Here is a 25510-nt window from a genome sequence, read left to right as displayed (position 1 = left end):
GAGGAAACGTCGGGCCCGAGAACTAGGCTGAGCAACTGTGATCGTGGAGCAGTTGAGTCTCGTGGACTTCCGCAACTATGCGGCCGCAGACGTCACCCTCCACGCGGGGACCAACGTCTTCGTCGGACGTAACGGCCAAGGCAAGACCAACCTCGCCGAAGCCATCGGGTACTTCGCGACACTCGGCTCCCATCGCGTCTCTCAAGACGCGCCCATGGTGCGCGACGGGGCGGATGCGGCGATCGTCCGCACCCGACTGGCCCACGGCGAACGACGCGTGATCCTCGAGGCACAGCTCAACCGCTCGGGATCGAACAAAGCCCGGGTCAACGGGTCGAACGTCAAGACCGCCGAGCTTCCCCGGTACGCCCAGGTCGTGCTCTTCGCCCCCGAAGACCTCCAGATCGTCCGCGGTGATCCGTCAGCGCGGCGCCGGTTCGCCGATCAGCTGCTCATCCAGCGCGCTCCGCGGATGGCGGGGGTGCTGTCGGATTACGATCGCGTCCTCAAACAGCGCACCGCGCTGCTCAAGTCAGCGCGGGCGCGCGGGATCCGTGGCGACGAGCTGACCACCCTCGATGTCTGGGACGACAAGCTCGTGCAGTTGGGCACGCAGGTGATCCGAGCTCGGCTCGCCCTCGCGCACGATCTCCGCTCTCCGGTGACGGAGGCGTACGAGACGATCGCCGGGGCCGACCACCGGCCCGAGCTGGAGTGGTTGCTCTCCGTCGACGGCGGTGAGTCCGACGACGATGACGAGGTCGGCGAATCGGCGGATCTCCCGCACGCCGCCGTGGTTCCCGAGCGGAGCGCCGATGACGTCGCGGCCGCGTTCCGTGAGCGGTTGGCCGCGAAGCGCACCGCCGAACTCGAGCGGGGCGTCACGCTCGTGGGCCCCCACCGCGACGACCTCCTGATGCGCGTTCGCGGACTGCCGGTCAAGGGATACGCGTCCCACGGCGAGTCCTGGTCGGTCGCGCTCTCGCTGCGTCTCGCCTCGGCGCAGCTGCTGCGGGAACACTCGATGCTCGGCGACCCGGTGCTCATCCTCGACGACGTGTTCGCCGAGCTCGACGCCGATCGCCGGGCGAGGCTCGCCCACGTCGTGGCCGGGTTCGAGCAGGTGATCGTCACGGCGGCCGTCGAAGCCGACGTCCCCGATGAACTGCGCGCCCGCACGGTCTACGTGGAGGCGGGAACGATCCGGGAGGCGCCGGATGAGTGACGACGCCGACATCCCCGAGACGATCCGCACGTACCTGCGCCTGCGCGGCCTGGAGCCCTCGGCCCGTGCATCCCGCAGACGCCGGAGGCGCACCGACGACGAGGAGAACCAGCCGTTCACGCCGGGACGGGACGCACGGGGGATCGGTGACGTCATCGCCGACCTGACGAAACAGGCCGGCTGGGACTCCCAGCTCGCCCGCGAAGACCTCGTGCTGCAGTGGGAGAGCGTGGCCGGCGAAGAGACCGCACGCCATGCATCGCCGGTCGCGCTGTCGGACGGGCTGCTCACCGTCCAGTGCGACTCGACGGCGTGGGCGAAGAACCTCCAGCTCATGCGCGGGGCGATCATCACCGAGCTCATGCGACGCTTCCCGGATGCCGGGGTCGAGAACGTCCGCTTCATCGGCCCGGACGTTCCCTCCTGGAAATGGGGCCCCAGAGCCGTTCCAGGGCGGGGCCCTCGCGATACCTACGGATAAGCCACGTCCCGCGGCCTCCCGATCGATTTCCGTGCGCCACAGCGCCGTGTGGCGTCCAAACGACACCGCGGGGAGATAGACTGGGAGGGCCCTCGAATCTGATGTGGAGTGCTCGAAACCTATGACGTCCGAAAACCCCGACAGCGTTCCTGAGGAACCGCACGCAACCGCTCCCACGAAGGTTCCGAACGAGTACGGGGCAGACGCCATCCAGGTGCTCGAAGGGCTCGAGGCGGTGCGCAAGCGCCCGGGCATGTACATCGGTTCCACCGGTGAACGCGGCCTCCACCACCTTGTCTACGAGATCGTCGACAACGCTGTCGATGAGGCTCTCGCCGGCTACTGCGACACGATTCAGGTGACGATCCTCGAAGACGGCGGTCTCCGCGTCGTCGACAACGGCCGCGGCATCCCCGTCGACCCGCACGCATCCGACCCGACCAAGTCGACCGTTGAGGTCGTCCTGACCGTGCTCCACGCCGGCGGCAAGTTCGGCGGTGGCGGCTACGCCGTCTCGGGCGGTCTCCACGGCGTGGGATCCTCCGTCGTGAACGCCCTGTCCACGCGCTTCGAGGTCGAGATCCGTCGCCAGGGCCATGTCTGGCGCCAGGCCTTCTCCGACGGCGGCAAGCCCACGGGGCCGCTCGCTCAAGGAGAAGAGAGTGAGGAGACCGGCACGATCGTCACGTTCTGGCCCGACTCCGGAATCTTCGAGACGGTTGATTTCGACTACGACACCCTCCGTACCCGCTTCCAGCAGACGGCGTTCCTCAACAAGGGTCTGCGCATCACTCTGAGCGACGAGCGGCCCGGCTCCGCGTACGTCGTCGACGGCGACGACGGCACGGCCGTGACCCGTCAGCCGCACGATGACTTCCTCTACGAGCGCGGCCTCGTCGACTATGTGGAGTACCTCAACAAGCTGCGCAAGTCCGAGGTCGTCAACGAGGAGATCATCGAGATCGAGTCGGAGGACACTGTCCGCCACATCTCGCTTGAGCTCGCGATGCAGTGGACGACGAGCTACACCGAGAACGTCTTCACCTTCGCGAACACGATCAACACCCACGAGGGCGGAACTCACGAAGAGGGCTTCCGCGCCGCGCTGACGACCAAGATCAACAGCTACGCGCGCGAGAAGGGTCTACTCAAGGAGAAAGACGACAACCTCACCGGCGACGACATCCGTGAAGGATTGACCGCCGTCATCTCGGTCAAGCTCTCCGAGCCGCAGTTCGAGGGGCAGACGAAGACCAAGCTCGGCAACACCGAGGCGAAGGCCTTCGTCCAGAAGATCGTCGGCGATCAGCTCACCGACTGGCTCGACCGCAACCCCGCCCAGGCCAAGCGCGTGATCTCCAAGGCGATCGACGCCGCCACCGCGCGCCTCGCTGCGCGCAAGGCGCGGGAGACGGCTCGTCGCAAGAGCGTCTTCGAGTCGGCGTCGATGCCCGACAAGCTCAAGGACTGCACGAGCAAAGACCCGTCGATCAGCGAGATCTTCCTCGTGGAGGGAGACTCGGCCGGCGGATCCGCGGTCCGCGGACGCGATCCCGAGACCCAGGCGATCCTGTCGCTGCGCGGCAAGGTGCTCAACGTCGAGAAGGCGCGACTGGATCGGGCGCTCGGCAACAACGAGATCCAGGCGATCATCTCGGCCTTCGGCACGGGGATCGGCGAGGACTTCGACGTCGCCAAGGCGAGGTATCACAAGATCGTGCTGATGGCCGACGCCGACGTCGATGGCCAGCACATCACGACACTTCTCCTCACGCTCCTGTTCCGCTACATGCGGGGACTCATCGAGGCCGGCTTCGTCTACCTCGCGATGCCGCCGCTCTATCGGATCAAGTGGTCCAACGCCGACCACGAGTACGTGTTCAGCGACCGCGAGCGCGATGCCCTCGTGGCCGACGGGCTCGCCAACGGCCGCCGCCTCCCGAAGGACTCCGGGATCCAGCGCTACAAGGGTCTCGGCGAGATGAACCCGAAGGAGCTGTGGGAGACGACGATGGACCACAACACGCGGACCCTCCGCCAGGTGACGATCGACGATGCCGCCGCCGCCGACGAGATCTTCTCGGTGCTGATGGGCGAGGACGTCGAGTCCCGGCGGAGCTTCATCCAGCGCAATGCCAAGGACGTCCGCTTCCTGGACATCTGACCACCACTATCCCGCCCGCGCACGGGCCGGGGTTATGACGACTTACGAGAGGGCGGAGGGATGTGTGATTCCGGACAATCGGGGTGCCGCGAAGCGGCGGGGCCCCCGATCTTGTCCGGAATCACACATCCCGGAGCCCGTCACCGCCTGACGAAGACGAGAAGACATGACTGACGAAGAACGCCCCGACCCGACGGCCGGCCACAACCACGGCAACATCGACCAGGTCGATCTCCAGGTCGAGATGCAGCGGAGCTACCTCGACTATGCGATGAGCGTCATCGTCGGTCGCGCTCTTCCCGACGTGAGGGACGGGCTGAAGCCCGTGCACCGCCGCGTCATCTACGGCATGTACGACGGGGGCTACCGCCCCGACAAGAGCTTCAACAAGTGCGCGCGTGTCGTCGGCGAGGTGATGGGCCAGTACCACCCGCACGGTGACAGCGCGATCTATGACGCCCTGGTGCGGCTGGTGCAGCCGTGGTCGCTGCGCTATCCGCTCGCCGAAGGGCAGGGAAACTTCGGTTCGCCCGGAAACCAGGGCGCCGCCGCTCCCCGGTACACCGAGACGAAGATGGCCCAGCTGGCCATGGAGATGGTCCGCGACATCGACGAGGAGACCGTCGACTTCGAGGACAACTACGACGGCAAGACGCAGGAGCCTGTTGTCCTGCCCGCCCGCTTCCCGAACCTGCTCGTCAACGGTTCGGTCGGCATCGCGGTCGGCATGGCGACCAACATCCCGCCGCACAACCTGCGGGAAGTGGCCGAGGGAGCACTCTGGGCGCTCGAGCACCCGGAGGCGACGCGCGAGGAACTCCTCGAGGCGCTCATGTCGCGGATCCACGGCCCGGACTTCCCGACGGGGGCCCAGATCCTGGGCACCAAGGGGATCCGCGAGGCCCAGCGCACGGGTCGCGGCTCGATCACGATGCGCTCGGTCGTCAACGTCGAGGAGATCCACGGGCGCACCTGTCTCGTCATCACCGAGCTCCCGTACCAGGTCAACCCCGACAACGTCGCGATCAAGATCCGTGACCTCGCCCGCGACGGCAAGATCACGGGCATCGCCGACATCCGCGACGAGACCAGCGACCGTACCGGTCAGCGACTGGTCATCGTGCTCAAGCGCGACGCGGTGGCCAAGGTCGTGCTCAACAACCTGTACAAGCACACGCAGCTGCAGGAGAACTTCGGCGCGAACATGCTCGCGATCGTCGACGGCGTTCCGCGCACGCTCGCCCTCGACGGGTTCATCTCGTACTGGATCGAGCACCAGATCGAGGTCATCGTCCGGCGCACGGGATTCCGTCTGCGCAAGGCCGAGCGGCGCATGCACACTCTCGAGGGGTACCTGAAGGCCCTCGACGCGCTCGACGAGGTCATCGCGCTCATCCGCCGGTCGCCGACGGTCGAGGATGCTCGCGACGGGCTGATCGAGCTCCTCGCGGTCGACGAGGATCAGGCCAACGAGATCCTCGCGCTGCAGCTGCGCCGGCTCGCGGCCCTCGAGCGTCAGAAGATCATGGACGAGGCCGACGAGCTGCGTCTGCAGATCGAGGACTTCAAGGACATCCTCGCCACGCCGCTGCGCCAGCGCGAGATCATCCGCGACGAGCTCACGGGCATCGTCGAGAAGTTCGGCGACGAGCGTCGCACGCACATCCTGCACGGATTCGACGGCGACATGTCGATGGAGGATCTCATCCCCGAAGAGGAGATGGTGATCACCGTCACGCGCGATGGGTACATCAAGCGCACCCGCAGCGACAACTATCGTTCGCAGCACCGGGGCGGCAAGGGTGTCAAGGGCGCTCAGCTGCGGGCCGATGACGTGGTGGAGCACTTCTTCGTGACCACGACGCACCACTGGCTGCTGTTCTTCACGACGAAGGGCCGCGTCTATCGCTCCAAGGCGTACGAGCTCCCCGAGGCCGGTCGCGACGCGAAGGGTCAGCACGTCGCGAACCTGCTGGCGCTGCAGCCGGGTGAGGAGATCGCGCAGATCCTCGACATCCGGGACTACTCGGCCGCCACGTATCTGGTCCTGGCGACGCGGGACGGGAAGATCAAGAAGACCGCCCTCTCCGACTACGACACCAACCGACAGGGCGGGATCATCGCGATCCGCCTTCGCGGTCAGGAAGAGGAGGAGGGCGACGAGGTGGTCAGCGCGCTGCTCGTCGACGAGACGGACGACATCCTTCTCATCTCCCGGCATGGGATGTCGCTCCGCTTCACGGCGAACGACGAGTCGCTGCGCCCGATGGGCCGCTCGACGGAGGGTGTGAAGGCGATGACCTTCCGCGAGGGCGACAGTCTGCTCTCCGCATCGGTCGTCGGTGAGAACGGATACGTCTTCGTGGTGACCCAGGGGGGCTACGCGAAGCGCACCGCCGTGGACCAGTACCGCCTCCAGGGCCGTGGTGGACTCGGCATCAAGGTGGCCAAACTCAACGAGGATCGGGGCGACCTGGCAGGCGGTCTGATCGTCGGCGAGGACGACGAGGTCTTGGTGGTTCTTGCCAGCGGCAAGGTGGTACGCTCTGCCGTGGCCGAGGTCCCCGCCAAGGGACGCGACACCATGGGTGTCGTTTTCGCCCGCCCCGATGACGACGATCGCATCCTCGCGATCGCGCGGAACGGTGAGCGTGGGCTGACCGAAGCTGTGGCCGACGCTCCCGAAACCGATGCCGATGCGCAGACCGCCGCACCGGAGGGCGACGCCCCCGAGACCCCCGAGGAAAGTTCTGAAGCATGAGCACAGTAGCCGACAAGCTGGCGAAGAAGTCGTCGAGCAAGACCAGTGCGAAGCAGGTGCGTCTGCGCCTCGTCTACGTCGACTTCTGGTCGGCCGTGAAGCTGTCGTTCCTGGCAGCCGTGGCCTTGGCGATCGTGACGCTCGTGTCGGTCTTCCTCATCTACCTGGTGCTGCAGACGACGGGTCTCATCGACAAGCTGGATGAGATCCTGCGCGCCCTCACGGACAACTCCTTCGTCCTGGCGGAGGTCGTGAGTCTGCCGCAGGTGATGGCGTTCGCAGCCATCGTCGCGATCCTCAACCTGATCGTCGTCACCGTGCTGGGCGCGGTGGTCGCGGGGATCTACAACCTCATGGTCAAGGTCACCGGCGGCCTGCTCGTGGGGTTCACCTCGAACTGATTTCGGGATCGCCCGACGATCGGGTAAAGTCTTGGAGGTTGACGGCGCTGGCGCCGGTCTCCAGACGGGGCTATAGCTCAGGCGGTTAGAGCGCTTCACTGATAATGAAGAGGTCCCAGGTTCAAGTCCTGGTAGCCCCACTGCACTCCCTTCGGGGGCCTTAGCTCAGTTGGTAGAGCGCCTGCTTTGCAAGCAGGATGTCAGGAGTTCGAATCTCCTAGGCTCCACACCTCTCCCTCCCTCGCCTTCGTCGCTCAGGTGGCGCATTCTGCGAGTTCGTCGAGCTCATAGGAGCAAGACGCGCCACCTGAGCATGGTGGTCGGGGCAAGGGACTGCTACTGCTATTTCTTCTTCTTCTTGACGGTGCCCCAGCTGAAGGTCTTCGTCTTGGCCTTGTAGCCCTTGGCGGTGTACGTCACCTTCACGCGCAGCGAGTATCCGAGGTAGGACGCCGGGATGGTGAAGGAGCGTTTCGTCCCGCGCTTCTTGGTCTTCCCCTTCTTGACCGTCTCCCAGCGATAGGAGGCCTTGACCTTCGCCTTCTTGCCGGCGGCGCTCAGTGTGGGGGCGGGGGCGGTCACCTTGGAGCCCACGCGACTCGATCCGGACCGCTTCCCGTAGGACGTGAAGAAGCTCGACGGCATCTTCTTCGGCGCCGGCGTCGTGGGCCCGGTGTCGCCGCCCGTGACCACCGTGGACATGAAGCCGAGCCGCTTGTGACGGAACTGAGGGAAGATCGTCGCGAGGCTGCGTTCCGGATAGAGCGCGGCCACCACCTCGCTGAGCACGTCGCGGTAGTCGGTGGTCACCGCGAGATCCGCATCGACGGTGTTCTCCAGGCCCGGCCACCGGCCGTAGTAGCCGCCCTTCACTCCCGCACCGAGAACGAACATGACGTTCCCGTGTCCGTGGTCGAGGCCGCCGTTGCCGTTCTCCTTGACGCGCCGACCGAATTCGGAGATCGTCACCAGGGTGACCTTCTTCTCCATCGCGCCGAGGTCGGCGAAGAAGGCGGCGAGCCCCTGGCCGAGGGGATCGGCCATGTTCTTGAGGTTGCCGTTCGACAGGTTGCCCACCCACTGGTGGTGATCCCATGACCCCTGATCGATCGTGATGACTTCGGCGCCGAGGTCTGCCCTGATGACTTTGGCCGCGCCCTGCAGTGCGTCGCCGAGGCTGCCTTTCGGATAGGTCACCGATCCCCCGCTCGCGGTACGTGCCGGGGCGTAGGCTTGCGCGACCGCGAGCGCTCGACCGCCGCCTCGCGCCACCGGAGCGGGGGCATTCGTCCACAGGCTCGAGAGCGCCTTCTCCCATCGCGCCGCCTCGCTGCCGCCGGGCCCGACGAGCTTCAGTTTGTCCAGGCCCGCCGCCGAGACGGCGGGGCCGGGGCCGGCGAGCTGAGTGGCGAGCACCGTCTCCCCGAGCTGCAGCGCGGTGGTGTCCGAGGCACCGCCCCCTCGCAAGGAGATGAGCCGATTGAGCCACCCCACCCGCGCCTGCGACCCCGGATCGGCATCCTCGACCTCCTCCATCGCCGCGAAATGGGAACGGGTCGTGACCTGTTGTCCGGTCGCGTGGATCGCCGCGACACGACCCGCCTTCCACAGCGGCATGATCGGCGCGAACGACGGATGCAGTCCGAACTGCGCGTCGGCCGCCAGCAGCCTGTCCTTCGGGACGGCGATGTTCGGCCGGGCGGCGTAGTAGACGCGGTCGGCGTGGGGAACGACGAGGGAGAGCCCGTCGGCAGCACCGCGCAGCGAGAGCACCACCAGCACGCGGTCCGCCTTCTTGCCGCCGGCGGCGTAGGAGGTCTCCACGAAGGCGTCTCCGAACACCGACGCCATGACGAGGCCGACGCCGATGCCGAGGGCCGAGCGAACGGCGGTGCGCCGCGACACACTGGCGGCGAAGTCGTCGCAGCCGGCGTCCATGGGGTCGGAGACGGCACGCCCGAGCGGGGAGGATTCGATCACGGCGCCGTTCCTATCGGAGGTAGAAGAGCGGTTGATTGAGCACGAGGGCGAGCACCCACGGCATCTGCCAGCGGACGATCGAGTGCTGAGCGGTCACGACCGTGGCGGGCGACAGTTGCGTCGCGGTGCAGATCGCGCGGAGGAGGCTCTCCGTGGATGCCACACCGGTCAGCTGACGCGAGAGGTGATCCACGAACTCGCCCAGCGTCAATTGCGCCTTCGGGAGGCGTGCCGCCGGGGGCACGTGGGTCGTATCCTTCGTCGGCCACCACCCGCCTGCGAGCGTCCAATGCGCATCCCACGAGGCGAGGAAACGGGACGGTGTGTTCCAGGCGTCGTTGTCCAGCGGGGGGCCGTCCGGGCGCGGGTGCGACCAAGGAGCCGCGCCGATACCGCCCGCCATGTAGTGCGCGTGGAGTGCCCCCGTGTCCCGCGATGTCGGCTTGCCGAACGACACGCCCAGTGCGCGATTCATCGAAACGAGCTCGTCCGTAGGCGTCTTCACTTTCGCTCCCGCGGATGCCCAGAACTCGTCGTGGTCGAAGAGCGCTCGGAGGACGGGTGCGATCCGAGTGTCGTTGCGGAGGTAGGTGGCGGCCAGGTGGTCGACGAGCCGCGTGGACGGGCTGTCGCTCACGAAGCGCCGCGCCAGCTTCCGCGCGATCCGCTGCGCGGTGGACGGATGCCGGGCGAGGTAGGAGAGATACTGCCGCACGGCGGGCCGACCGTCGGCGCTCGCGTTGGCGTGGGAGAAGCCCATCACCTTCACCGGCTGGGTGTCATGCCAGGTGGGATCGTAGAACGACTCCCACGTCGTCCACATGTCCACGCGATACCCGGTGAGCAGCCGAGCCGACGCCTTGACGTCGTTCTCGCTGTAACCGGCGCCCTTGCCCACGGTGTGGAGTTCGAGCAGCTCCCGCCCGAGGTTCTCGTTGACGGATCTCTTGGTCGAGCGCGCGTTGTCGAGCGAGCACCCCATCGCCGGGTGGACGGTGGCGGCCTGCAGCAGTTCTTCGAAGCTCGACAGCGCGAGCTCCCGCATGCGATGTCCGAACGAGATGCGGAAGGGGAACACCCCGTCGTCGTGGATGGGGATATAGAAGTGGTCCTCCCAGAACTCGGTCATGAGTTCGAGCACCTGACGGTTCGACTCCTGTCGCCTCACCAGGGCATAGGCCGCGTAGGCCGCCATCGCGTGCCATCCCTCTTCCTCGCCGCTGCGGTCGCGGGCGACGATCTGATCGGGCGTCGACGTGATGCAGCGCCACCACGAGTCGAGCGCCGCGACCTTCGGTGACTCGGCGACGTCCTCGGGGGTGAGCTGGGCCTCGAGCCACTCACGGGGTCCTCCCGCTGCGCGCACGGCGGCGAGGGCGGCGGACTGGAAGCCGTAGGTCCACCGTCGGATGACGTGCAGTTCCGCTTTCGTCGCCACCGGTGTCGCCGGGTACGGAATCGGCGCATATCCGTCGGCGGCCCGAGCGCTGGGGGTGTCGAGCAGCGGCAGCGCGACCGCGGCGGCGGAGGCTGTCGCGATACCACCGAGGAAGCTCCGGCGGTGGACGAGGGGCGGGGGCGGCGAAGGAGTGCTCGCCGATTCGCCCGCGGGGGGGACGCGGGGATTCATGCGCGAAGCATAGCGTCCCGCGCGCGACGGGCCCATCCTTGCGCCGCCCGCACCCTCCGCTCGCGTCCCGCACCCTCCGCTCAGGTGGCGCAGATCGTTCCTTCCCGCGCGACGTGGGCACCATTTGTGCCACCTGAGCGACGGCGACGGGGAGGGAGGGGGCAGGGAGGGCCAGAGAGGGAAGGTCAGAGGGGCAGGGAGGGGGAAGGTCAGAGGGGGAGTTCGTAGTGGAGGAAGCCGGTGCGGTGGGCGACGCGATCGTAGAGGGCGCGGGCGGTCGTGTTCGTCTCCGCGGTGAGCCAGTACACCTTCTCCACACCGGCCGCGCTCGCCCACGTCCGCACATGCTCGATCAGCCCTCGTCCCACACCGCCCGCGCGTGACTCGGGCGAGACGAAGAGGTCCTCCAGGTAGCAGTAGCCGCGCGTGCTCCACGTGCTCGGATGGACGAGCCAGTGCACGAGACCGACGGCCCGGCCCTCCGTGTCGCGGGCGATAGCCCCCTTCAGGTCTCCCTGCGGGTCGACGAGCCGGCGGAACGTCGCGTCGGTCACCTGCGGATCGAGGTCTTCCTCGTAGAACGTGAGGTACGCATCCCAGAGCACCTGCCAGTCGTCACGATCGGATGCGGTGAGAGGCAGGATGCTCGTCATGCCGCCACGCTAGCAATCGCCGCGCGCGGCCGCGTCGTCTAGGGTGACGGAATGGACCTCCGCGTCGCCGCGTACGCCGTCATCACCGACGGCGACGGACGCGTTCTGCTCGCCCATTGGAACCAAGGCCACCGCGCGGCCTGGACGCTGCCCGGTGGAGGACTCGAGGCCGGCGAGGATCCCGAGAGCGCCGCTCGCCGCGAGGTGCGGGAGGAGACGGGGTACCGCGTGGAGCTGGATGGGTTGCTCGGGATCGACTCGCGCGTCATCCCCGTGCGCGAGCGCATCCAGTCCGGGCACGACCGGCCTCTGCACGCGCTCCGGGTCATCTATCGGGCGCACGTCGTCGGCGGGCGACTCCGCAACGAGGTCGACGGTTCCACCGACCGCGCCGAGTGGTTCGCTCTCGAGGCGATCCCGACGCTGCAGCACGTGAAGCTCATCGACGTCGGACTGCACCTGGCCGGTCTGACGCCGGCGTGACGATCAGTCGCCGGTGAGGGGCTGTGAGATGTCGGCGACGGTGGCCCTGTAGGAGGCGATGAGCTCGTCGGCGTCGACGAAGAGGCTGTAGCCGTGGGCGCCGGCGCCCATCGCGATCCGTTCGCCCACGATCGCCTCGTCGGCGAACACCGGCCAGTCCGTCGTGCTCCCGATCGGCACGATCGTGCCGCGCTCGTACCCCGTCGCCTCCAGCGCGCGCTGCGGATCGGGAAGCTGGAGCTTGTTCACGCCCACGACGGCGCGCAGCTTCGGCCACGAGATCGCCCGATCCCCCGGGATGAGCGCGAAGAGGTAGGTGTCGTCGGCGCGCTTGACCACGAGGGTCTTCACGATGCTCGCGGGCGCGATCCCGATGAGAGCGGCGGCTTCCTCGAGACTCTTGGCCGCCGGTCGTTCGCGCAGCTCGATGTCGAGCCCGCGAGCGGCGGCGGCGTCGCGGACGCGCGTCGTCTCGTCGTCCCACTCTTCAGTCACCGACCGACCCCGTTCCCCCGCGTCCCACCCGGACCAACGGCGGGTGCTCAGGCGTCAGGAGCGCGCAGCGGGTCGTCCGCCACCCACAGCTCGTCGTCGGCGCGCAGCGTCTGCCAGGCGGCGTAGACCACTCCCGCGGCGGCGGCGATACCGAAGATGATCGCCAGCACTCCGCCGGCACCCATCTTCTTCTTCGCGGGCGGGGCGGCGACCGTCAGACGCTTGGTGGCGTTCTTGCCGTACTTCTGCGCCTTCTTCTGCAGCTTGTCGACGTCGATCGCACCGAAGCCGCGGCCGGAGGCGAGGGCATCGCGCTTCTCGTTCGCTGCGTCCCACACCGACAGAGCCGAGCCGATCACGGCACCGGCGGCCGGCGCGAGGCGCTCGTTGTAGACCTTGGCGGAGGTGCGCAGGCCACGCGAGACGACCGGGGCGGCGTACTTCTCGTAGCCGTGCTGAACCGTCGGAACGACCTGCTCGCGGCTGTAGTTCCCGAGCTGACGTCCGGCTTCACGCGCTACGTCGCCGGCCTGGCCGAGCAGAACCTGCTGCGACTCCCACAGGGTGTTGGCATCCTTCTGCAGCTTGCGGAGTTGCTTCTTGCGCTTGCGGCTGAGGCTCACGGAGCCCTCCCTCGTCTGGGTCTCGTCTGGGTGCGTCAATGAACGGTTGTCCATACGAACTGATATCCCGTGTTCCTTATCTTGCCAGACCACCAGCGACACGCCAGGGGTTGACAGGTGGGAGAATGGTGAGCATGCCCATCCACACCGCAGTCGCGACGATCCACACCAACCACGGCGATATCGTCGTCAACCTCTTCGGAGACCACGCCCCGCGCACCGTGAAGAACTTCACCGGTCTCGCCGACGGCACGCAGGAGTGGACCCACCCCGCCACGGGCAAGCCCGGTGAGGGACCGCTCTACACCGACGTCGTCTTCCACCGCATCATCCCGAACTTCATGATCCAGGGCGGCGACCCGCTCGGCCAGGGAGTCGGCGGCCCGGGCTACACGTTCAACGACGAGATCCACCCGGAGCTCACCTTCGGCTCCCCGTACCTGCTGGCCATGGCCAACGCCGGTCTTCGCCGCAACGCCATCACCGGTCAGGCGGAGGGCACGAACGGTTCGCAGTTCTTCATCACGACCGATCCCACTCCGTGGCTCAATGGCAAGCACACGATCTTCGGCGAGGTCGCCGACGACGCATCGCGCGCCGTGGTCGATGCCATCTCCGCCGTGCCCACCGGCGCCGGAGACCGCCCCGTCGAGCCGGTCGTGATCTCCTCGATCGACGTCGTCGCGGCCTGACCCGACGCACCCGCGCTCCGCTCGCGTGACGAATCCCGACCTCCGGGCCAACCCCGACAACTTCTGCTATCGGCACCCCGACCGGCAGAGCTTCGTGCTGTGCCAGCGTTGCACGCGCACGATCTGCCCCGAGTGCCAGACGCAGATGCCTGTCGGCGTCATCTGCCCGGAGTGTCTGCGCGAGCAGCAGAAGACAGTGAAGGCCACGCGACCGTCGCGCGGCACACGTGCGGTGCGGGCGATGCGTCGCTCCGACGGGACGCCCGTCGTCACCTACGCGATCGTCGCCCTCACCTCACTGCTCTACCTCGTGAGCCTGATCCCCCGGGTCGGCGGCCAGGTCGAGTGGTGGCTCGCCTTCAACAGCGTGTTCGTGCTCCCCGGCCCGAACCTGCAGCCGTGGCGATTGCTGACGGTCACGCTCGTCCACGCGAGCATCTGGCACGTCGCGCTGAACATGCTCGCGCTGTGGGCGCTCGGACGCAGTCTCGAACCCCTCCTCGGGCGGTGGCGGTTCACCGCGCTGTACCTGCTGAGCGCCCTCGGCGGCTCGGTGCTCGTTGCTCTCCTCGCACCTGGCACCTGGGTGGTCGGGGCATCCGGTGCGGTCTGGGGTCTCCTGGGTGCGATGTTCGTCATCGGCCGTCACCTCGGTGCCAACGTCACGGCGATCGCGGTGCTCCTGGGACTGAACCTCGTGATCACCTTCCTGCCCGGATCGAACATCTCGTGGCAGGCGCACATCGGCGGAGGTCTCGTCGGTGCCCTCGTGGGGGTGATCTTCGCCCGCACGCGCGCGATCCGTCAGCAGCGGACGCAGAAACTGCTGCTGGGCGCGACCGGGGTCGGTCTGCTGGCGCTCCTCGCGATCCCTGCGCTGCTCTACATCTGAGCGACCCCGAGCGAGGTTATCCACAGCTTCATCCACAGATGGGGATGAATTACACCGGTGTCATTCACACCTGTGGAACCGCCTGTGGAGGGCGTAACCGCGCGGAATCCCGGTCAGCGCCAGCGTGTGGTCATCAGGAACCCGACGAACGCGATGCCGAAGCCGATGACGAGGTTCCACCCCCCGGCGCCGGGGATGGGGAACTGGTTCGACCCGCTGAGGTAATACACGATCACCCACACGAGGCCGATGATCATGAGTCCGAGCATGATCGGCTTGAACCACACCGGATTGGGTGCCTGCTCGCCGTCGCGCTGCTCGACGATCGGGTCTTCGTCGTTGCCTGAACGTGCCATGCGACGATCCTATCGTCAGGTGATGTTCAGCACATGGTGTGGCACAATCGCGGGTGTGGGGGAAGTAAGCGGAGTTTCGTCGCGCGCGCGGAGGCCTCGGCGGCGGGTGACGTTCGTCGGTGTTCTCGGCGAGTTGCTCATCACGGCGGGGGTTGTGGCGCTGCTCTACGTCTCGTGGCAGATGTGGATCGGCGACTGGATCATCGGGTCGCAGAAGCAGGCCGAGGCCGATGACCTCGTCACGTCGTGGGCGCAGGAGTATCAGCCCGACCCGGCTCCCCCCGCCGGTGCACCGGCGATCCCGGTGTTGGACCAGCCGAAGCACGGCGATGAGTTCGGCGTGATGCGGATCCCTCGTTTCGGCGAGAAGTGGAAGTTCACGATCGCCGGAGGAGTCACCCGACCCGACATCCTCGACCAGGGTGAGATCGGGCACTACCCCGACACCGCGATGCCCGGTGAAGAGGGGAACACGGTCTACGCCGCCCACCGGTGGACCTCGGGTGCGCCCTTCGACCCCATCGACAAGCTCGTCGTCGGCGACGCGATCGTGATCGAGACCAAGGCCGGCTGGTACACCTACCGGTTCCGCAACCTCGAGTACGTGCAGGACACCCAGGTCGACGTGCTGCTTCCGGTGCCCCAGCAGGTGGGAATGGACGCGGACGGACGCTACCTGACGCTCACGAGCTGCGCTCCGAAGTTCAACATGCTCGAGCGGATCATCGCCTACGCCCTGTTCGAGGACTTCACGCCTCGCTCGGACGGACCCCCCGCCTCCCTGACCGAAGGAGAGACCGCCTGATGTACGGTGCACTGTGGCGTCTCCTGCCCGGGCCCGTGTGGCTCCGGGTGATCATCGTGATCGCACTGATCGCGGCGGCTCTCTACGGCTTGTTCTGGTACGTCTTCCCCTGGGCTTCGCAGTTCATCTCGCCGCAGGACTCCACCATCGGTGGCTGAGGACACTCCCGCGGCACCCGCTCGCTCCGTCCTCGTCGTCGACAATCACGACAGCTTCGTCCACACGCTGATCGGCTACCTGAGAGAGCTCGGTGCGCGCGTCTCGGTGGTCGAGTCGGATGAGATCCACGACCCCGTCGCAGCGATCGCCGGCCACGACGGCGTACTCGTCTCGCCGGGTCCGGGCACGCCCGAGCGCGCGGGGGCGTCGGTCGCGGTCGTGCGGGCGGCGGCGTCGGCCGGGACGCCGCTCCTCGGAGTCTGTCTCGGACACCAGTCCCTTGCCGTCGCGTTCGGAGCGACGGTCACCCACGCGCCGGAGCTCCTGCACGGCATGACGTCCGAGGTGCACCACGACGAGACGGTGGCACTGTTCGACGGGCTGCCCAATCCGTTCGCGGCCACGCGCTACCACTCCCTGGCGGTGGTGCGGGAGACCCTTCCGCCGGAGCTCGTCGTCACGGCGCGGACGAGCGCCGGCGTGGTGATGGCGATCGCGCACACGATGCTGCCGCTCCACGGCGTGCAGTTCCATCCCGAGAGCGTCCTCACCGAGGGCGGGTACCGCCTGCTGGGGAACTGGCTCGAGAGCATCGGGCTCTCCGGAGCGGCCGCGCGCGGTGCCGAGCTGCGCCCGCATGGACAGGGCGGCTGAGGACAGGACGTCGGAGGCGGACCGGATCAGGATCCGGTGCAGACGACCAGATCGATCGTCGATCCGATCGCGACGTCACCGACGGCCGACTGCGACTTGACGATGGGAGCGTCGGGATTGCCGGCGCAGTTCGCATCCTCGATCACGTTCGCCGTGAGGCCGAGATCATCGGCTTCGAGCGCGCGTTCCGCGGCGTCGACGCTGTAGCCGGACATGTCCACGACGGTGACCTTGCCGCTGGCGACCACGACGTTGACGCTCGTCCCCACCGCGACCTCCGCGCCCTCGTCGAGGCTCGCCGAGATGACGGTGTCGGCGGCGAGCTTGGGGTCGTTGCGCGTCGTGACGGTGCCCAGGGTCAGGCCGGCGTCGTCGAGGGCGGCCGTCGCCTCGGTGCGGGAGAGGTTCTCCAATCTGGGCACGGTGGCAAGCTTCTGGCCGGTCGAGACGTAGACCGTGATCTCCTCGCCCGGCTCGACGCGGGTTCCTGCGATCGGATCGGTGCGGATCACATTGCCGGCCGCGACGGTGTCGCTGTTCTCCTCGACCTTCGTGGCTTCGAGATCGTTCGCCACGAGCTCCTTCTCGGCGCGATCCCACGCCATCTCGACGATGTCCGGGACCTTCCGCACGTTCTCGGGGAGCGTCGGCTGCGGACGGCTGGCGATCACCCAGATGAACACCGAGATCAGCAGGGCCGCGAGAACGGCCACGCCGGTCCAGATCCACGCGACCGGCGGGCCCGTCTGGGTACGGCGCATCGTCGTGTCAGTGCTGAGCTGGCGCAGCGACCGAGCTGTCTCCGCCGCCTGTCGCGGGTTGGCCCCGTACAGCTCGCTGTGGAGGGCGCCGACCTGGCGCTTGGTGGGTGTCTTGCCGTCACCCGTCGCATCGAGGGCGTGCCGGAACGAGGCAGCGTCGGCGAACCGCTGATACGGGTCTTTCGCGAGCGCGCGGAGGACGACAGAGTCGAGGGAGCGCGGGACGGCGGCCACCAGGTCGGAGGGAGGAACCGGCGCTTCGCTCACGTGCTGGTAGGCCACCGCGACCGGAGTGTCTCCGCGGAACGGCGGGCGCCCGGTGAGCAGCTCGTACAGCACCACCCCGGCGGAGTACAGGTCGGCGCGGGCATCGACCGGCTCGCCCTTGGCCTGCTCGGGCGAGAAGTACGATGCAGTGCCGATGATGGCGGTCGTCTCGGCGACGGTCGACGAGGAATCGGAGACGGCTCGGGCGATGCCGAAGTCCATCACCTTCACCTGCCCCTGCTCGGTCACCATGACGTTGCCCGGCTTGATGTCGCGATGCACGACGCCCGCGCGGTGGGAGTACTCGAGCGCCTCGAGGATGCCGTCGGTGTAGCGGATCGCGTCGGCGACGCTGACGGGTCCGGCCGAGATGATGTCTTTGAGGAGGTGACCCCGGACGAGCTCCATGACGATGTACGGAACGGCCCGCGTGGTGCCGTCTTCGGCCGTCTCGACGTCTTCACCCGCGTCGTAGACCCGCACGATGGCGGGGTGCGACATCCGCGAGGCCGCCTGGGCTTCCAGGCGGAAGCGCGTGCGGAACGCGCTGTCGGCCGCCAGTTCGGTCTTCAGGATCTTGATGGCGACGGTGCGGCCGAGGGTGAGGTCGTGCCCGCGGTACACGGTCGCCATTCCGCCGCGACCGACGAGCTCGTCGATGCGGTAACGACCGGAAAGCACGCGCGGCTCTGCTGACACTTCACTCCCTGTGCTGAACCTCGCCAGCCTAACCGACCCTCGCTGGGACGATGGTGGACGTGACCTCTGTCAGGGGGTGGTGTCCCCGCCCTCCTCGGACGGCTCCGGATCGGGAGACGGTGCCGCGACGATCCGTGCCTCGGCGGTGGGGGCGGACGGCGAAACCTGCTCGTTGTCGCCGTTGGTGCAGGTCACGGTATAGGTGACGCTGAGCCGGCTCCCGACGCCTCCGGTCACGGTGACCGCGACGGGCATGTCGGACAGGCCGAAGTTGGCCTTCGACGGGGAACCCGAGACGTTGAACGTTCCGTTCGTCAGCGAGATCTCGTACGTGGAGATCACACCGCCGGCCGCGCACTGATAGTTGGTCGGCCAGCCGATGTAGGCCGTGCCGCCGGCCTCCACCGAGTCGACGGCGTTGCCGGTGTCGTCCTGGATGGTCGCGGCACCCGGCTGCTCCAGCGCGGTCACGGGACCGTAGGCGCGCATGACGAACGACTCCTCGAACTTCACATTGCCCTGGGGGCTGTACTCGTACACCTTTCCGACGTCGCTCTCCTTCGTGGCGGCGTCACCGGTCTCGCACGTGGCGTTCGTGAGGCCTTCGTCCTCGACGAGCTGCAGCGCGACGTCGCACGTCTTGCCCCGGAGGCCGAGGCTGTCGACCGCGACGCTCGTCGGCTCTGCGCTCGGAGAGGTGGGCGGTGTGGACGGCGGCGCGGAGGGGCTGCTCGGCGACGGGCTGCTGGGCGTCGGGTCCGGCTCGCCGTTGTTGTTGAGGAGCGTGAAGACCGTGCCGGCGAGGACGATGAGCAGCAGCGCGATGAGCGCGACGAGCGGCCACGTCCACGGGCTCCGCTTGCGCTTCTTCTCCTCCGTCGGCGGGGCCGGCGCATCGACGGCGGCCGTGGTGGGCAGCAGGCGCGTGGCCTCGGTTCCTCCGAGACCACCGGTGAGGAGCTGGGTGACCTCGTCGACGGGGGTGCTCCCCGCGATGGCGGGGACGATGGCGGCTGCACCGGCGACATCGCCGCGTCGCAGCGCGGTCGCGGCCCGCGCGACGGCCGACGCGGTGGCGGGGCGATCCTCCGGCTTCTTCGCGATCATGCTCATCACGAAGTTCTGCACCGGTTCGGCGACGGTGGCCGGCAGCGGCGGCGGGACGTCGTTGATCTGCGCCATGGCGATCGCCACTTGCGACTCGCCGGTGAACGGACGCTTTCCGGCCAGGCTCTCATAGGCGACGATGCCGAGGGAGTAGGTGTCGGTCGCGGGAGACGCCGCGTGGCCGGAGGCCTGCTCGGGAGAGAGGTACTGGACCGTTCCCATGACCTGACCGGTGGCGGTCAGCGGAACCTGGTCGGCGATGCGGGCGATGCCGAAGTCGGTGATCTTGACGCGGCCGTCGGGGGTGATGAGCAGGTTCCCGGGCTTGATGTCGCGGTGCACGAGCCCCGCGGCGTGGGCGGCCTGCAGCGCCGAGGCGGTCTGAGCGACGATGTCGAGGGTCTTGTCGGTGGACAGCGAGCCCTCGCGCTCGAGGATGGTGGAGAGTGCTTCGCCCGGCACGAGCTCCATGACGAGGAAGGCGGAGCCGTTCTCCTCGCCGTAGTCGAAGACGCTCGCGATGCCCTCGTGGTTGACCAGCGCCGCGTGACGGGCCTCGGCGCGGAAACGCTCGAGGAAGCCCGGGTCGCCCATGTACTCGTCTTTGAGGATCTTGATCGCGACCGTCCGGCCGATGACGTGGTCGGTGGCCTCCCAGACCTCGCCCATGCCGCCGATGGCGATCCTCGAGTCCAGCTCGTACCGTCCGCCGAAGCTCACACCTTGCGTCGGTCTCATTCGCTCAGCACCGCCTCAATGACTTTCTTCGCGATGGGGGCCGCGATCCCGTTGCTCGTGCCGTTCTGGCCGAGTCCTCCACCGTCTTGCACCATCACGGCGACGACGACCTCCGGGTTCTCCGCGGGAGCGAACCCGGTGAACCAGAGCGTGTACGGATCGCCGGGATTGTGCTCCGCTGTGCCCGTCTTCCCGGCGACGTCGACGCCGTCTATTCTTGCACCGCTGGCCGCTCCGTTACTGACATTGGCGATCATCAGCTGGGTCAGGGTGTCCGCCTGCTCGGGGGTCAGCGCCCGCCCGAACTCGGTGTTGTCGAACCTCTCCTGCACCGTGAGGTCGGGGGCGACGACCGAGTCGACGAGGCGGGGGTTCATGACCACCCCGTCGTTGGCGATCCCGGCCGAGACCATCGCCATCTGCAACGGGGAGGCGCGCACATCGCTCTGGCCGAAACCGCTCAACGCCGTCTGCGCCGGATCGAAGCCCTGCGGGTACACCGACGCGGTCGAGGACAGGGGGATCTCGAACGAGGTGTTGAAGCCGTACTTCTCGGCCTCGGCGCGGATCGCGTCGGTGCCGAGGGCCACCGCGAGCTGCGCCATGGGGATGTTGCAGCTGAGGCGCAGGGCGTCGGCGAGGGTCACCTTCTTGCCCGGCCCGCACGTGCCGCGATCGAAGTTGTGGATCTTGGTCGACGTGCCGGGCAGGGTCCACGTGGCCGGGTTGTCGAAGGTGGACTCCGGCGTGAACTTGCCCGAGGCGAGGGCCGCGGAGACCATGACGAGCTTGAACGTCGATCCCGGCGGGTCGAGGTCCCCGCCGATCGCCCGGTTGTACAGCGGCTTCGTGGGATCCGCGTTGAGGCGGTCGAACTCCTCGTTGACCGATTTCGAGTCGTGGGCCGCGAGGAGATTCGTGTCGAAGCTCGGGCTCGTCGCCATCGCCAGGATCCGTCCCGTGTCCGGCTCCATCGCGATGACGGCGCCCTGATACTTCTTGATCGCGTCGTAGGCGACCTTCTGCAGGGACGGGTCGATCGTCGTGATCACGTCGGAGCCGCGCGGCGGCTGACCGCTGACGATGCGTTCGATCCGCGCGAGGAACTGCGAGCTCCCGGTGCCGGCCAGCGGGCCGTTCATCGCGCTCTCCAGGCCGGTGCGCGAATTGAGCTCGGGGTTGAAGTAGCCGGTGACCGGCGCCCACATCTGCGCGTCGGGGTAGGTGCGCAGCCAGCTGTAGACGTCGTCACTCGGCTCGGAGGCGGCGATGACCTCGCTGCCGGCGAAGATCGATCCGCGCTGCACGTCGTAGGAGTCGAAGAGGGCGCGCTTGTTGTGCGGATTGGCCTGCAGCTCGTTCGCGGCCACCACCTGGATCCAGCTGACGGCGCCGAGGAGCCCCAGGAACATGACGAGCATCACGATGCTGAGCCGGCGGAGTTCCTTGGTCATCCGATCACCACCCGGGGACGCGAGCGGACGGCATCGGAGATGCGCAGGAGCAGGGCGACGATCATCCAGTTGGCCACGAGCGAAGAGCCTCCGGCCGCGAGGAACGGCGTCGTCAGTCCGGTGAGCGGAATCAGGCGCGTGACGCCGCCGACCATGATGAACACCTGGAGCGCGATCGTGAACGACAGCCCGGTCGCCAGGAGCTTCCCGAAGTCGTCCTGACCCGCGATGCCCACGCGGATGCCGCGGCTGACGAACACCATGTACAGGCACAGGATCGCGAACAGGCCGATGAGCCCGAGCTCTTCACCGAGGCTCGGAATGATGTAGTCGCTCCAGGCGAGCGGGGTGAGGTCGGGACGCCCCTGGCCGAGGCCGGTACCGAGCATGCCGCCCTGGGCGAGGCCGAAGATGCCGCTGGCCAGCTGCATGCTGGAGCCGTCGATCGTGTCGGGGTTGAAGGCGTCGAGCCAGTTGGTGAAGCGGGCCTTCACGTACGGCAGCACCTGGGCGGCGAGGAGGGCACCGGAGACGGCGAGGGTGACCCCGATGAGCACCCAGCTGGTCTTGCCGGTCGCCACGTAGATCATCGCGATGAACATGCCGAAGATGAGCAGGCCCGTGCCGAGGTCGCGTTGCAGCACGATGATCCCGAGCGAGGCGAACCACACCACGAGCACGGGTCCGAGCTCCCGGGCCCGAGGCCAGGTGACCCCGAGGAACCGGGTGCCGACCGAGGCGAGGGCCTCCCGGGTGCGGACGAGGTAGCCGGCGAAGAAGATCGCGAGGGCGATCTTGGCGAGCTCGCCCGGCTGGAACGAGAACACGCCCGCCACCGACACCCAGACGTCGGCGCCGGCCTTGACGCCCAGGCCCGGCACGAACGGCAAGAGGAGGAGGAGCAGGCCGGTGAAGCCGAACACGTAGGTGTAGCGGAACAGCACCCGGTAGTTGCGGAGGAGGATGACGATCGCGATGGCGGCCGCGAGGGCGATCGCCGACCACGCGAGCTGGCGCGTGGAGAACCCGGTCCATCCCTCCCACCCCTTCGCGAGGTCGATCCGGTAGATCATGGCCGTCCCGAGGCCCGTCAAGAGGGTCGCGATCGGGACGACGAACGGGTCGGCCGAGGGCGCCTTGAAGCGCAGGACGACGTGGAGGGCGAGGACGAGCGCTGCCAGGCCTCCGCAGAACGACAGGAACGACCAGTCCAGCCGGCCGATCGCGCCCAACTGGACGAGCACCGTGGCGGCGCCGTTGAGGAGGAAGGCGAACAGCAGGAGCCAGAGCTCGCGGTTGCGGTGGGTCTGCGGCACCCGCAGTCGCCGCAGGGCCTTCAGCACCTGGGTGTCGGCGCGGACGTCGGCGGTATCGGGCGAGGCGGTCACGGGGTCACCTCCGGGCGCAGGTTGTCGACGCGAGCCTGCGCGTCGGCGAGGGAGCGGACGCTGATCGTGCGTTCGACCGAATACCGCTGGTAGGCGCGGAGGTCGGCCAGCAGGATGCCCGTGTCCTCGTAGACGGACGAGAGGGAGATCGGCCCCAGGTCCTGCGGTATCCCTCGGTAGATCACCACCGAGTCGTCGTCGGCCCCGATGTAGTAGCGCGTCTGGGTCCACTGGTAGGCGCCGAACAGCGCGGTCGCGAGGGCGGCCAGGGTCACCACGAGGCCGACGAGCCACCAGATCCGCCGCCGTCGGGCCCGGCGACGATCCTCTTCGATGACCTCTTCGAGGAACTCGGCCGCCGGTTCGAAGTGCGTCGGCTCGTTGGCCGCTTGGCGCCCGGGGTGCAGCCAGCTCGTGCGTCCGGGGCGCGCCGCGGGCACCTCGACACCGAGCGGGTTCGAGGCCGAGCCGACGATCGTGGGCGTTCCGCTGACGACCGGGTGGGCTCCGCCGACGTCGACGAGCACGATCGTCACGTTGTCAGGCGCGCCGGCATCCAGCGCCTGCTTGAGGAGCAGGTCGGCAGTGCGACCCGGGGCGTGACCCTGACCGAGCGTCTTGGAGGTGTGGGCGTCGTCGACGACGCCCGACAGGCCGTCGGAGCAGATCAGCCAGCGATCTCCGGGCTGGGTCTGCATGACGAACGCGTCGATCTCGGGATCGGGGTCCATGTCGCCGAGCACGCGCATGAGCACGGACCGGCGGGGGTGGTAGCGCGCTTCTTCGGGGGTGATGCGGCCCGAGTCGACCAAGCGCTGCACGAACGTGTGGTCCGTCGTGATCTGGGTCAAGGCGTCGTCGCGATAGAGGTAGACGCGCGAGTCGCCGATGTGGGCGATCACGGCATAGTCGTCGACCATCACGATCGCACTGACGGTCGTCCCCATGCCCGCCAGCTCCGGGCGCACGACGACCGTGTCGATCAGCTCGGTCGCGGTGTCGGTGATCGCGTCGCGCAGGGCGCGCTCTGCCGCATCGGTGGAGGGGAAGGCGTGGTCGAGGCTCTTCAGGCGGTGGATCGCGAGGCTCGAGGCGACATCGCCGCCAGCGTGCCCGCCCATCCCATCGGCCACGGCGAACAGGTTGGACCCCGAGTAGCCGGAGTCCTGGTTGTTCGACCGCACCTTGCCCGTGTGGGAGATGGCGACGCTCGACCCCTCGAAGACCATGGAGATGCGCCCGTTACTTCCGCAGCTCGAAGGTCGTCGCGCCCACCTTGATGGTCGCGCCGACGATCACCGGCACGGGCGTGCTCACGCGCTCGCCGTCGTGCCAGGTGCCGTTGGTGGAGTCGAGGTCCTGGATCATCCACTGGTCGCCCCACCGCAGCAGGCGGGCGTGGTGGCTGGACGTGTAGTCGTCGCGGATGACCAGACCCGACTCGCTCGAGCGTCCGATCGTCACCGGCTCGCTCCCGAGCGGGACCTCCAGGCCGGACTTCGGGCCACTGGTGATGACGATGCGCGAGACCGTCGCCGCCGTCGCCTTCTCCCGGCCGCCGGGCGCCGAGGCGACCGGCGCGACGGGCGCGGTGGCCGCAGCGGCGGGGGCGGCCACCGGAGCCGCCGGCGCCGGGTCGGGGAGCTTGCGCGCCTTGACGCCGAACACGTCGGCGCGCAGCGAGTACACGACCGCGAAGACGAAGAACCACAGGAGGACGAGGAAGCCCACCTGCAGCAGCAGGAGCGTCAGCGAGCTCACGACGCGCCCCCGTGGTCGAACACCCGCGTCGCGTCGTCGGGCGGAGTGGTCGGAAGCGGCGGGCGTGCGGGCGTCGCCTGGGGCACGACCGAGAAGACGATGTCGGTGCGACCGATCGTCACGACGGCCCCGCTGGTGAGGGCTGCTTCGGACACCGGAGCGCCGTTGAGCTTCGTGCCGTTGGTCGATCCCATGTCGCGCACCATCGCGCGGGTGCCGTCCCAGAGGATCTCGACGTGCCGCCGGCTGGTGCCCGCGTCGGAGATCGTGATGTCGGCGTCGGACCCGCGGCCGATCACGGTGCGGCTCTTGGTGAGGGTGTGCTTCTTGCCCTCGACGTCGATGACTCCGCGCCAGGCGACCTCGCCCGCTGCCGTGCGTGCATCCACGCGTACGGTTCCGGTCGACAGCTGCTCGTCGGCGCGGAGCGAGATGGTCACCGGGCCGGCGAAGCTGTAGCCCTGCGCCTGTGCATGTGCCTCGACGAGTTGCAGGAGCTCGGTGTCGAGGGTGGTGCCGAGCGCGCTCAGGCGCTCGTGGTCGGCCGGAGCCAGCCGCACGGAGAACGTGTTGGGCGCGAGGATGCGGTCGCGGCTGACCACGGCGGACTTCGTGTCGAGCTCACTACGCAGAGCCGACGCGATCTCCACAGGTTGGACACCGCTACGGAAGGTCTTCGCGAACGCGCCGTTCACGGCGCGCTCGAGTCCCTTCTCGAAGCTGTCAAGTAGTCCCACGGGGCTCCTCTGGCAGGCGGACCGGTGTTCACATGCTAGTTGCACAGTCTGAATGCCCGCGGATGGCGCCCTGGTGGGCAAAAGCTGAGGAGAAACTGAGGGACACGGCGTACGGCTCATTCATAAGATGAGAAAACCCTCATG

General features: G+C 68.0%; 24 protein-coding genes and 2 tRNA genes. 13 read left to right on the top strand and 13 right to left on the bottom strand.

Going from position 1 to position 25510, the window contains the following annotated elements:
- Positions 1 to 37: 37 nt before the first annotated feature.
- The 7 genes from recF to AVP41_RS12565 all read left to right on the top strand — a co-directional run bounded on the left by recF (position 38) and on the right by AVP41_RS12565 (position 7259).
- Positions 38 to 1225, top strand: coding sequence for a DNA replication/repair protein RecF (gene recF / locus AVP41_RS12595; RefSeq protein ID WP_067164946.1), 1188 nt, complete (start codon positions 38 to 40; stop codon positions 1223 to 1225).
- Positions 1218 to 1706 carry a DUF721 domain-containing protein gene (locus tag AVP41_RS12590; RefSeq protein WP_067164944.1) on the top strand — a complete coding sequence of 163 codons (489 nt, stop codon included), beginning with the start codon at positions 1218 to 1220 and terminating at the stop codon, positions 1704 to 1706. The genes recF and AVP41_RS12590 overlap by 8 nt, the downstream gene beginning before the upstream one ends.
- A 121-nt stretch (positions 1707 to 1827) precedes the next feature.
- Positions 1828 to 3870: a DNA topoisomerase (ATP-hydrolyzing) subunit B gene (gyrB, locus tag AVP41_RS12585; RefSeq protein WP_067164940.1), complete on the top strand. Its 2043-nt coding sequence runs from the start codon at positions 1828 to 1830 to the stop codon at positions 3868 to 3870.
- Between the two features lie 166 nt (positions 3871 to 4036).
- Positions 4037 to 6631: a DNA gyrase subunit A gene (gene gyrA / locus AVP41_RS12580; protein ID WP_067164937.1), complete on the top strand. Its 2595-nt coding sequence runs from the start codon at positions 4037 to 4039 to the stop codon at positions 6629 to 6631.
- Positions 6628 to 7032 (top strand): DUF3566 domain-containing protein, encoded by a 405-nt coding sequence (locus tag AVP41_RS12575; protein ID WP_067164934.1) that lies wholly within the window; start codon positions 6628 to 6630, stop codon positions 7030 to 7032. Before gyrA ends, AVP41_RS12575 begins: the two co-directional genes overlap by 4 nt.
- A gap of 66 nt (positions 7033 to 7098) precedes the next feature.
- Positions 7099 to 7172 (top strand) — tRNA-Ile (locus AVP41_RS12570).
- 14 nt (positions 7173 to 7186) lie between these two features.
- Positions 7187 to 7259 (top strand) — tRNA-Ala (locus AVP41_RS12565).
- Between the two features lie 115 nt (positions 7260 to 7374).
- Here AVP41_RS12565 and AVP41_RS12560 read toward each other — a convergent pair.
- The 3 genes from AVP41_RS12560 to AVP41_RS12550 all read right to left on the bottom strand — a co-directional run bounded on the left by AVP41_RS12560 (position 7375) and on the right by AVP41_RS12550 (position 11295).
- A complete protein-coding gene (locus AVP41_RS12560; protein WP_067164931.1) occupies positions 7375 to 9012 on the bottom strand; it encodes a DUF1501 domain-containing protein in 1638 nt (545 codons plus the stop codon).
- A 10-nt stretch (positions 9013 to 9022) separates the two neighbouring features.
- Positions 9023 to 10642 (bottom strand): DUF1800 domain-containing protein, encoded by a 1620-nt coding sequence (locus AVP41_RS12555; RefSeq protein WP_067164928.1) that lies wholly within the window; start codon positions 10640 to 10642, stop codon positions 9023 to 9025.
- A gap of 209 nt (positions 10643 to 10851) precedes the next feature.
- Positions 10852 to 11295 carry a GNAT family N-acetyltransferase gene (locus AVP41_RS12550; RefSeq protein WP_067164925.1) on the bottom strand — a complete coding sequence of 148 codons (444 nt, stop codon included), beginning with the start codon at positions 11293 to 11295 and terminating at the stop codon, positions 10852 to 10854.
- Positions 11296 to 11346: 51 nt separating this feature from the next.
- On the opposite strand from AVP41_RS12550, the gene AVP41_RS12545 reads away from it, so the two are divergent.
- A complete protein-coding gene (locus AVP41_RS12545) occupies positions 11347 to 11778 on the top strand; it encodes an NUDIX hydrolase (RefSeq protein ID WP_067164921.1) in 432 nt (143 codons plus the stop codon).
- A 3-nt stretch (positions 11779 to 11781) separates the two neighbouring features.
- Here AVP41_RS12545 and AVP41_RS12540 read toward each other — a convergent pair whose 3' ends face one another.
- Together AVP41_RS12540 and AVP41_RS12535 are read right to left on the bottom strand one after the other, a co-directional pair.
- On the bottom strand, positions 11782 to 12207 hold the full coding sequence (locus tag AVP41_RS12540) for an aminoacyl-tRNA deacylase (RefSeq protein ID WP_067165946.1): 426 nt from the start codon (positions 12205 to 12207) through the stop codon (positions 11782 to 11784).
- A 113-nt stretch (positions 12208 to 12320) separates the two neighbouring features.
- The gene (locus AVP41_RS12535) at positions 12321 to 12896 is read right to left on the bottom strand and encodes a DNA helicase (protein WP_067165943.1); all 576 of its coding nucleotides are present in this window, start codon (positions 12894 to 12896) and stop codon (positions 12321 to 12323) included.
- A gap of 134 nt (positions 12897 to 13030) precedes the next feature.
- Between AVP41_RS12535 and AVP41_RS12530 the strand changes: the two genes are divergently transcribed.
- Both AVP41_RS12530 and AVP41_RS12525 read left to right on the top strand, forming a co-directional pair.
- Positions 13031 to 13588 carry a peptidylprolyl isomerase gene (locus AVP41_RS12530; protein ID WP_067165940.1) on the top strand — a complete coding sequence of 186 codons (558 nt, stop codon included), beginning with the start codon at positions 13031 to 13033 and terminating at the stop codon, positions 13586 to 13588.
- A 25-nt stretch (positions 13589 to 13613) separates the two neighbouring features.
- Positions 13614 to 14480, top strand: a complete 867-nt coding sequence (locus AVP41_RS12525; protein WP_067164918.1) for a rhomboid family intramembrane serine protease — start codon at positions 13614 to 13616, stop codon at positions 14478 to 14480.
- 113 nt (positions 14481 to 14593) lie between these two features.
- On the opposite strand, the gene AVP41_RS12520 is transcribed toward AVP41_RS12525, so the two are convergent.
- Complete coding sequence (locus AVP41_RS12520; protein ID WP_067164914.1) at positions 14594 to 14836, bottom strand: cell division protein CrgA; 243 nt, start codon at positions 14834 to 14836, stop codon at positions 14594 to 14596.
- Positions 14837 to 14942: 106 nt separating this feature from the next.
- Between AVP41_RS12520 and AVP41_RS12515 the strand changes: the two genes are divergently transcribed.
- From AVP41_RS12515 to AVP41_RS12510, 3 genes are read left to right on the top strand one after another with little or no spacing between them, the layout of a single operon-like run.
- A complete protein-coding gene (locus AVP41_RS12515; protein WP_331709392.1) occupies positions 14943 to 15641 on the top strand; it encodes a class E sortase in 699 nt (232 codons plus the stop codon).
- On the top strand, positions 15641 to 15799 hold the full coding sequence (locus AVP41_RS16845) for a hypothetical protein (RefSeq protein ID WP_197464328.1): 159 nt from the start codon (positions 15641 to 15643) through the stop codon (positions 15797 to 15799). Before AVP41_RS12515 ends, AVP41_RS16845 begins: the two co-directional genes overlap by 1 nt.
- Positions 15792 to 16454, top strand: a complete 663-nt coding sequence (locus AVP41_RS12510) for an anthranilate synthase component II (protein WP_067164910.1) — start codon at positions 15792 to 15794, stop codon at positions 16452 to 16454. Before AVP41_RS16845 ends, AVP41_RS12510 begins: the two co-directional genes overlap by 8 nt.
- Positions 16455 to 16480: 26 nt before the next feature.
- Here AVP41_RS12510 and pknB read toward each other — a convergent pair whose 3' ends face one another.
- The 7 genes from pknB to AVP41_RS12475 all read right to left on the bottom strand — a co-directional run bounded on the left by pknB (position 16481) and on the right by AVP41_RS12475 (position 25366).
- A complete protein-coding gene (gene pknB, locus AVP41_RS12505; RefSeq protein WP_269454416.1) occupies positions 16481 to 18163 on the bottom strand; it encodes a Stk1 family PASTA domain-containing Ser/Thr kinase in 1683 nt (560 codons plus the stop codon).
- A gap of 87 nt (positions 18164 to 18250) precedes the next feature.
- On the bottom strand, positions 18251 to 20026 hold the full coding sequence (locus AVP41_RS12500) for a serine/threonine-protein kinase (RefSeq protein WP_067164905.1): 1776 nt from the start codon (positions 20024 to 20026) through the stop codon (positions 18251 to 18253).
- A complete protein-coding gene (locus tag AVP41_RS12495; protein ID WP_067164902.1) occupies positions 20023 to 21480 on the bottom strand; it encodes a peptidoglycan D,D-transpeptidase FtsI family protein in 1458 nt (485 codons plus the stop codon). The genes AVP41_RS12500 and AVP41_RS12495 overlap by 4 nt, the downstream gene beginning before the upstream one ends.
- Positions 21477 to 22868, bottom strand: a complete 1392-nt coding sequence (locus AVP41_RS12490; protein WP_067164899.1) for an FtsW/RodA/SpoVE family cell cycle protein — start codon at positions 22866 to 22868, stop codon at positions 21477 to 21479. The genes AVP41_RS12495 and AVP41_RS12490 overlap by 4 nt, the downstream gene beginning before the upstream one ends.
- Complete coding sequence (locus tag AVP41_RS12485) at positions 22865 to 24097, bottom strand: PP2C family protein-serine/threonine phosphatase (protein ID WP_067164896.1); 1233 nt, start codon at positions 24095 to 24097, stop codon at positions 22865 to 22867. Before AVP41_RS12485 ends, AVP41_RS12490 begins: the two co-directional genes overlap by 4 nt.
- Before the next feature lie 13 nt (positions 24098 to 24110).
- A complete protein-coding gene (locus AVP41_RS12480; protein WP_067164893.1) occupies positions 24111 to 24629 on the bottom strand; it encodes an FHA domain-containing protein FhaB/FipA in 519 nt (172 codons plus the stop codon).
- Complete coding sequence (locus AVP41_RS12475) at positions 24626 to 25366, bottom strand: FhaA domain-containing protein (protein ID WP_067164889.1); 741 nt, start codon at positions 25364 to 25366, stop codon at positions 24626 to 24628. Before AVP41_RS12475 ends, AVP41_RS12480 begins: the two co-directional genes overlap by 4 nt.
- Positions 25367 to 25510: the final 144 nt, after the last annotated feature.

Source organism: Microbacterium sp. TNHR37B, assembly GCF_001620065.1.
Taxonomy (GTDB): domain Bacteria; phylum Actinomycetota; class Actinomycetes; order Actinomycetales; family Microbacteriaceae; genus Microbacterium.
This window is presented reverse-complemented; position numbering and strand designations above follow the sequence as displayed.

What these genes read in the sequence shown, in the direction of transcription:
- AVP41_RS12590 (WP_067164944.1), top strand. Translation starts at nt 1,218, where the DNA reads ATGAGTGACGACGCCGACATCCCCGAGACGATCCGCACGTACCTGCGC.
- gyrB (WP_067164940.1), top strand. Translation starts at nt 1,828, where the DNA reads ATGACGTCCGAAAACCCCGACAGCGTTCCTGAGGAACCGCACGCAACC.
- gyrA (WP_067164937.1), top strand. Translation starts at nt 4,037, where the DNA reads ATGACTGACGAAGAACGCCCCGACCCGACGGCCGGCCACAACCACGGC.
- AVP41_RS12575 (WP_067164934.1), top strand. Translation starts at nt 6,628, where the DNA reads ATGAGCACAGTAGCCGACAAGCTGGCGAAGAAGTCGTCGAGCAAGACC.
- AVP41_RS12555 (WP_067164928.1), bottom strand. Translation starts at nt 10,642, where the DNA reads ATGAATCCCCGCGTCCCCCCCGCGGGCGAATCGGCGAGCACTCCTTCG.
- AVP41_RS12550 (WP_067164925.1), bottom strand. Translation starts at nt 11,295, where the DNA reads ATGACGAGCATCCTGCCTCTCACCGCATCCGATCGTGACGACTGGCAG.
- AVP41_RS12545 (WP_067164921.1), top strand. Translation starts at nt 11,347, where the DNA reads ATGGACCTCCGCGTCGCCGCGTACGCCGTCATCACCGACGGCGACGGA.
- AVP41_RS12530 (WP_067165940.1), top strand. Translation starts at nt 13,031, where the DNA reads ATGCCCATCCACACCGCAGTCGCGACGATCCACACCAACCACGGCGAT.
- AVP41_RS12520 (WP_067164914.1), bottom strand. Translation starts at nt 14,836, where the DNA reads ATGGCACGTTCAGGCAACGACGAAGACCCGATCGTCGAGCAGCGCGAC.
- AVP41_RS16845 (WP_197464328.1), top strand. Translation starts at nt 15,641, where the DNA reads ATGTACGGTGCACTGTGGCGTCTCCTGCCCGGGCCCGTGTGGCTCCGG.
- AVP41_RS12500 (WP_067164905.1), bottom strand. Translation starts at nt 20,026, where the DNA reads ATGAGACCGACGCAAGGTGTGAGCTTCGGCGGACGGTACGAGCTGGAC.
- AVP41_RS12495 (WP_067164902.1), bottom strand. Translation starts at nt 21,480, where the DNA reads ATGACCAAGGAACTCCGCCGGCTCAGCATCGTGATGCTCGTCATGTTC.
- AVP41_RS12485 (WP_067164896.1), bottom strand. Translation starts at nt 24,097, where the DNA reads ATGGTCTTCGAGGGGTCGAGCGTCGCCATCTCCCACACGGGCAAGGTG.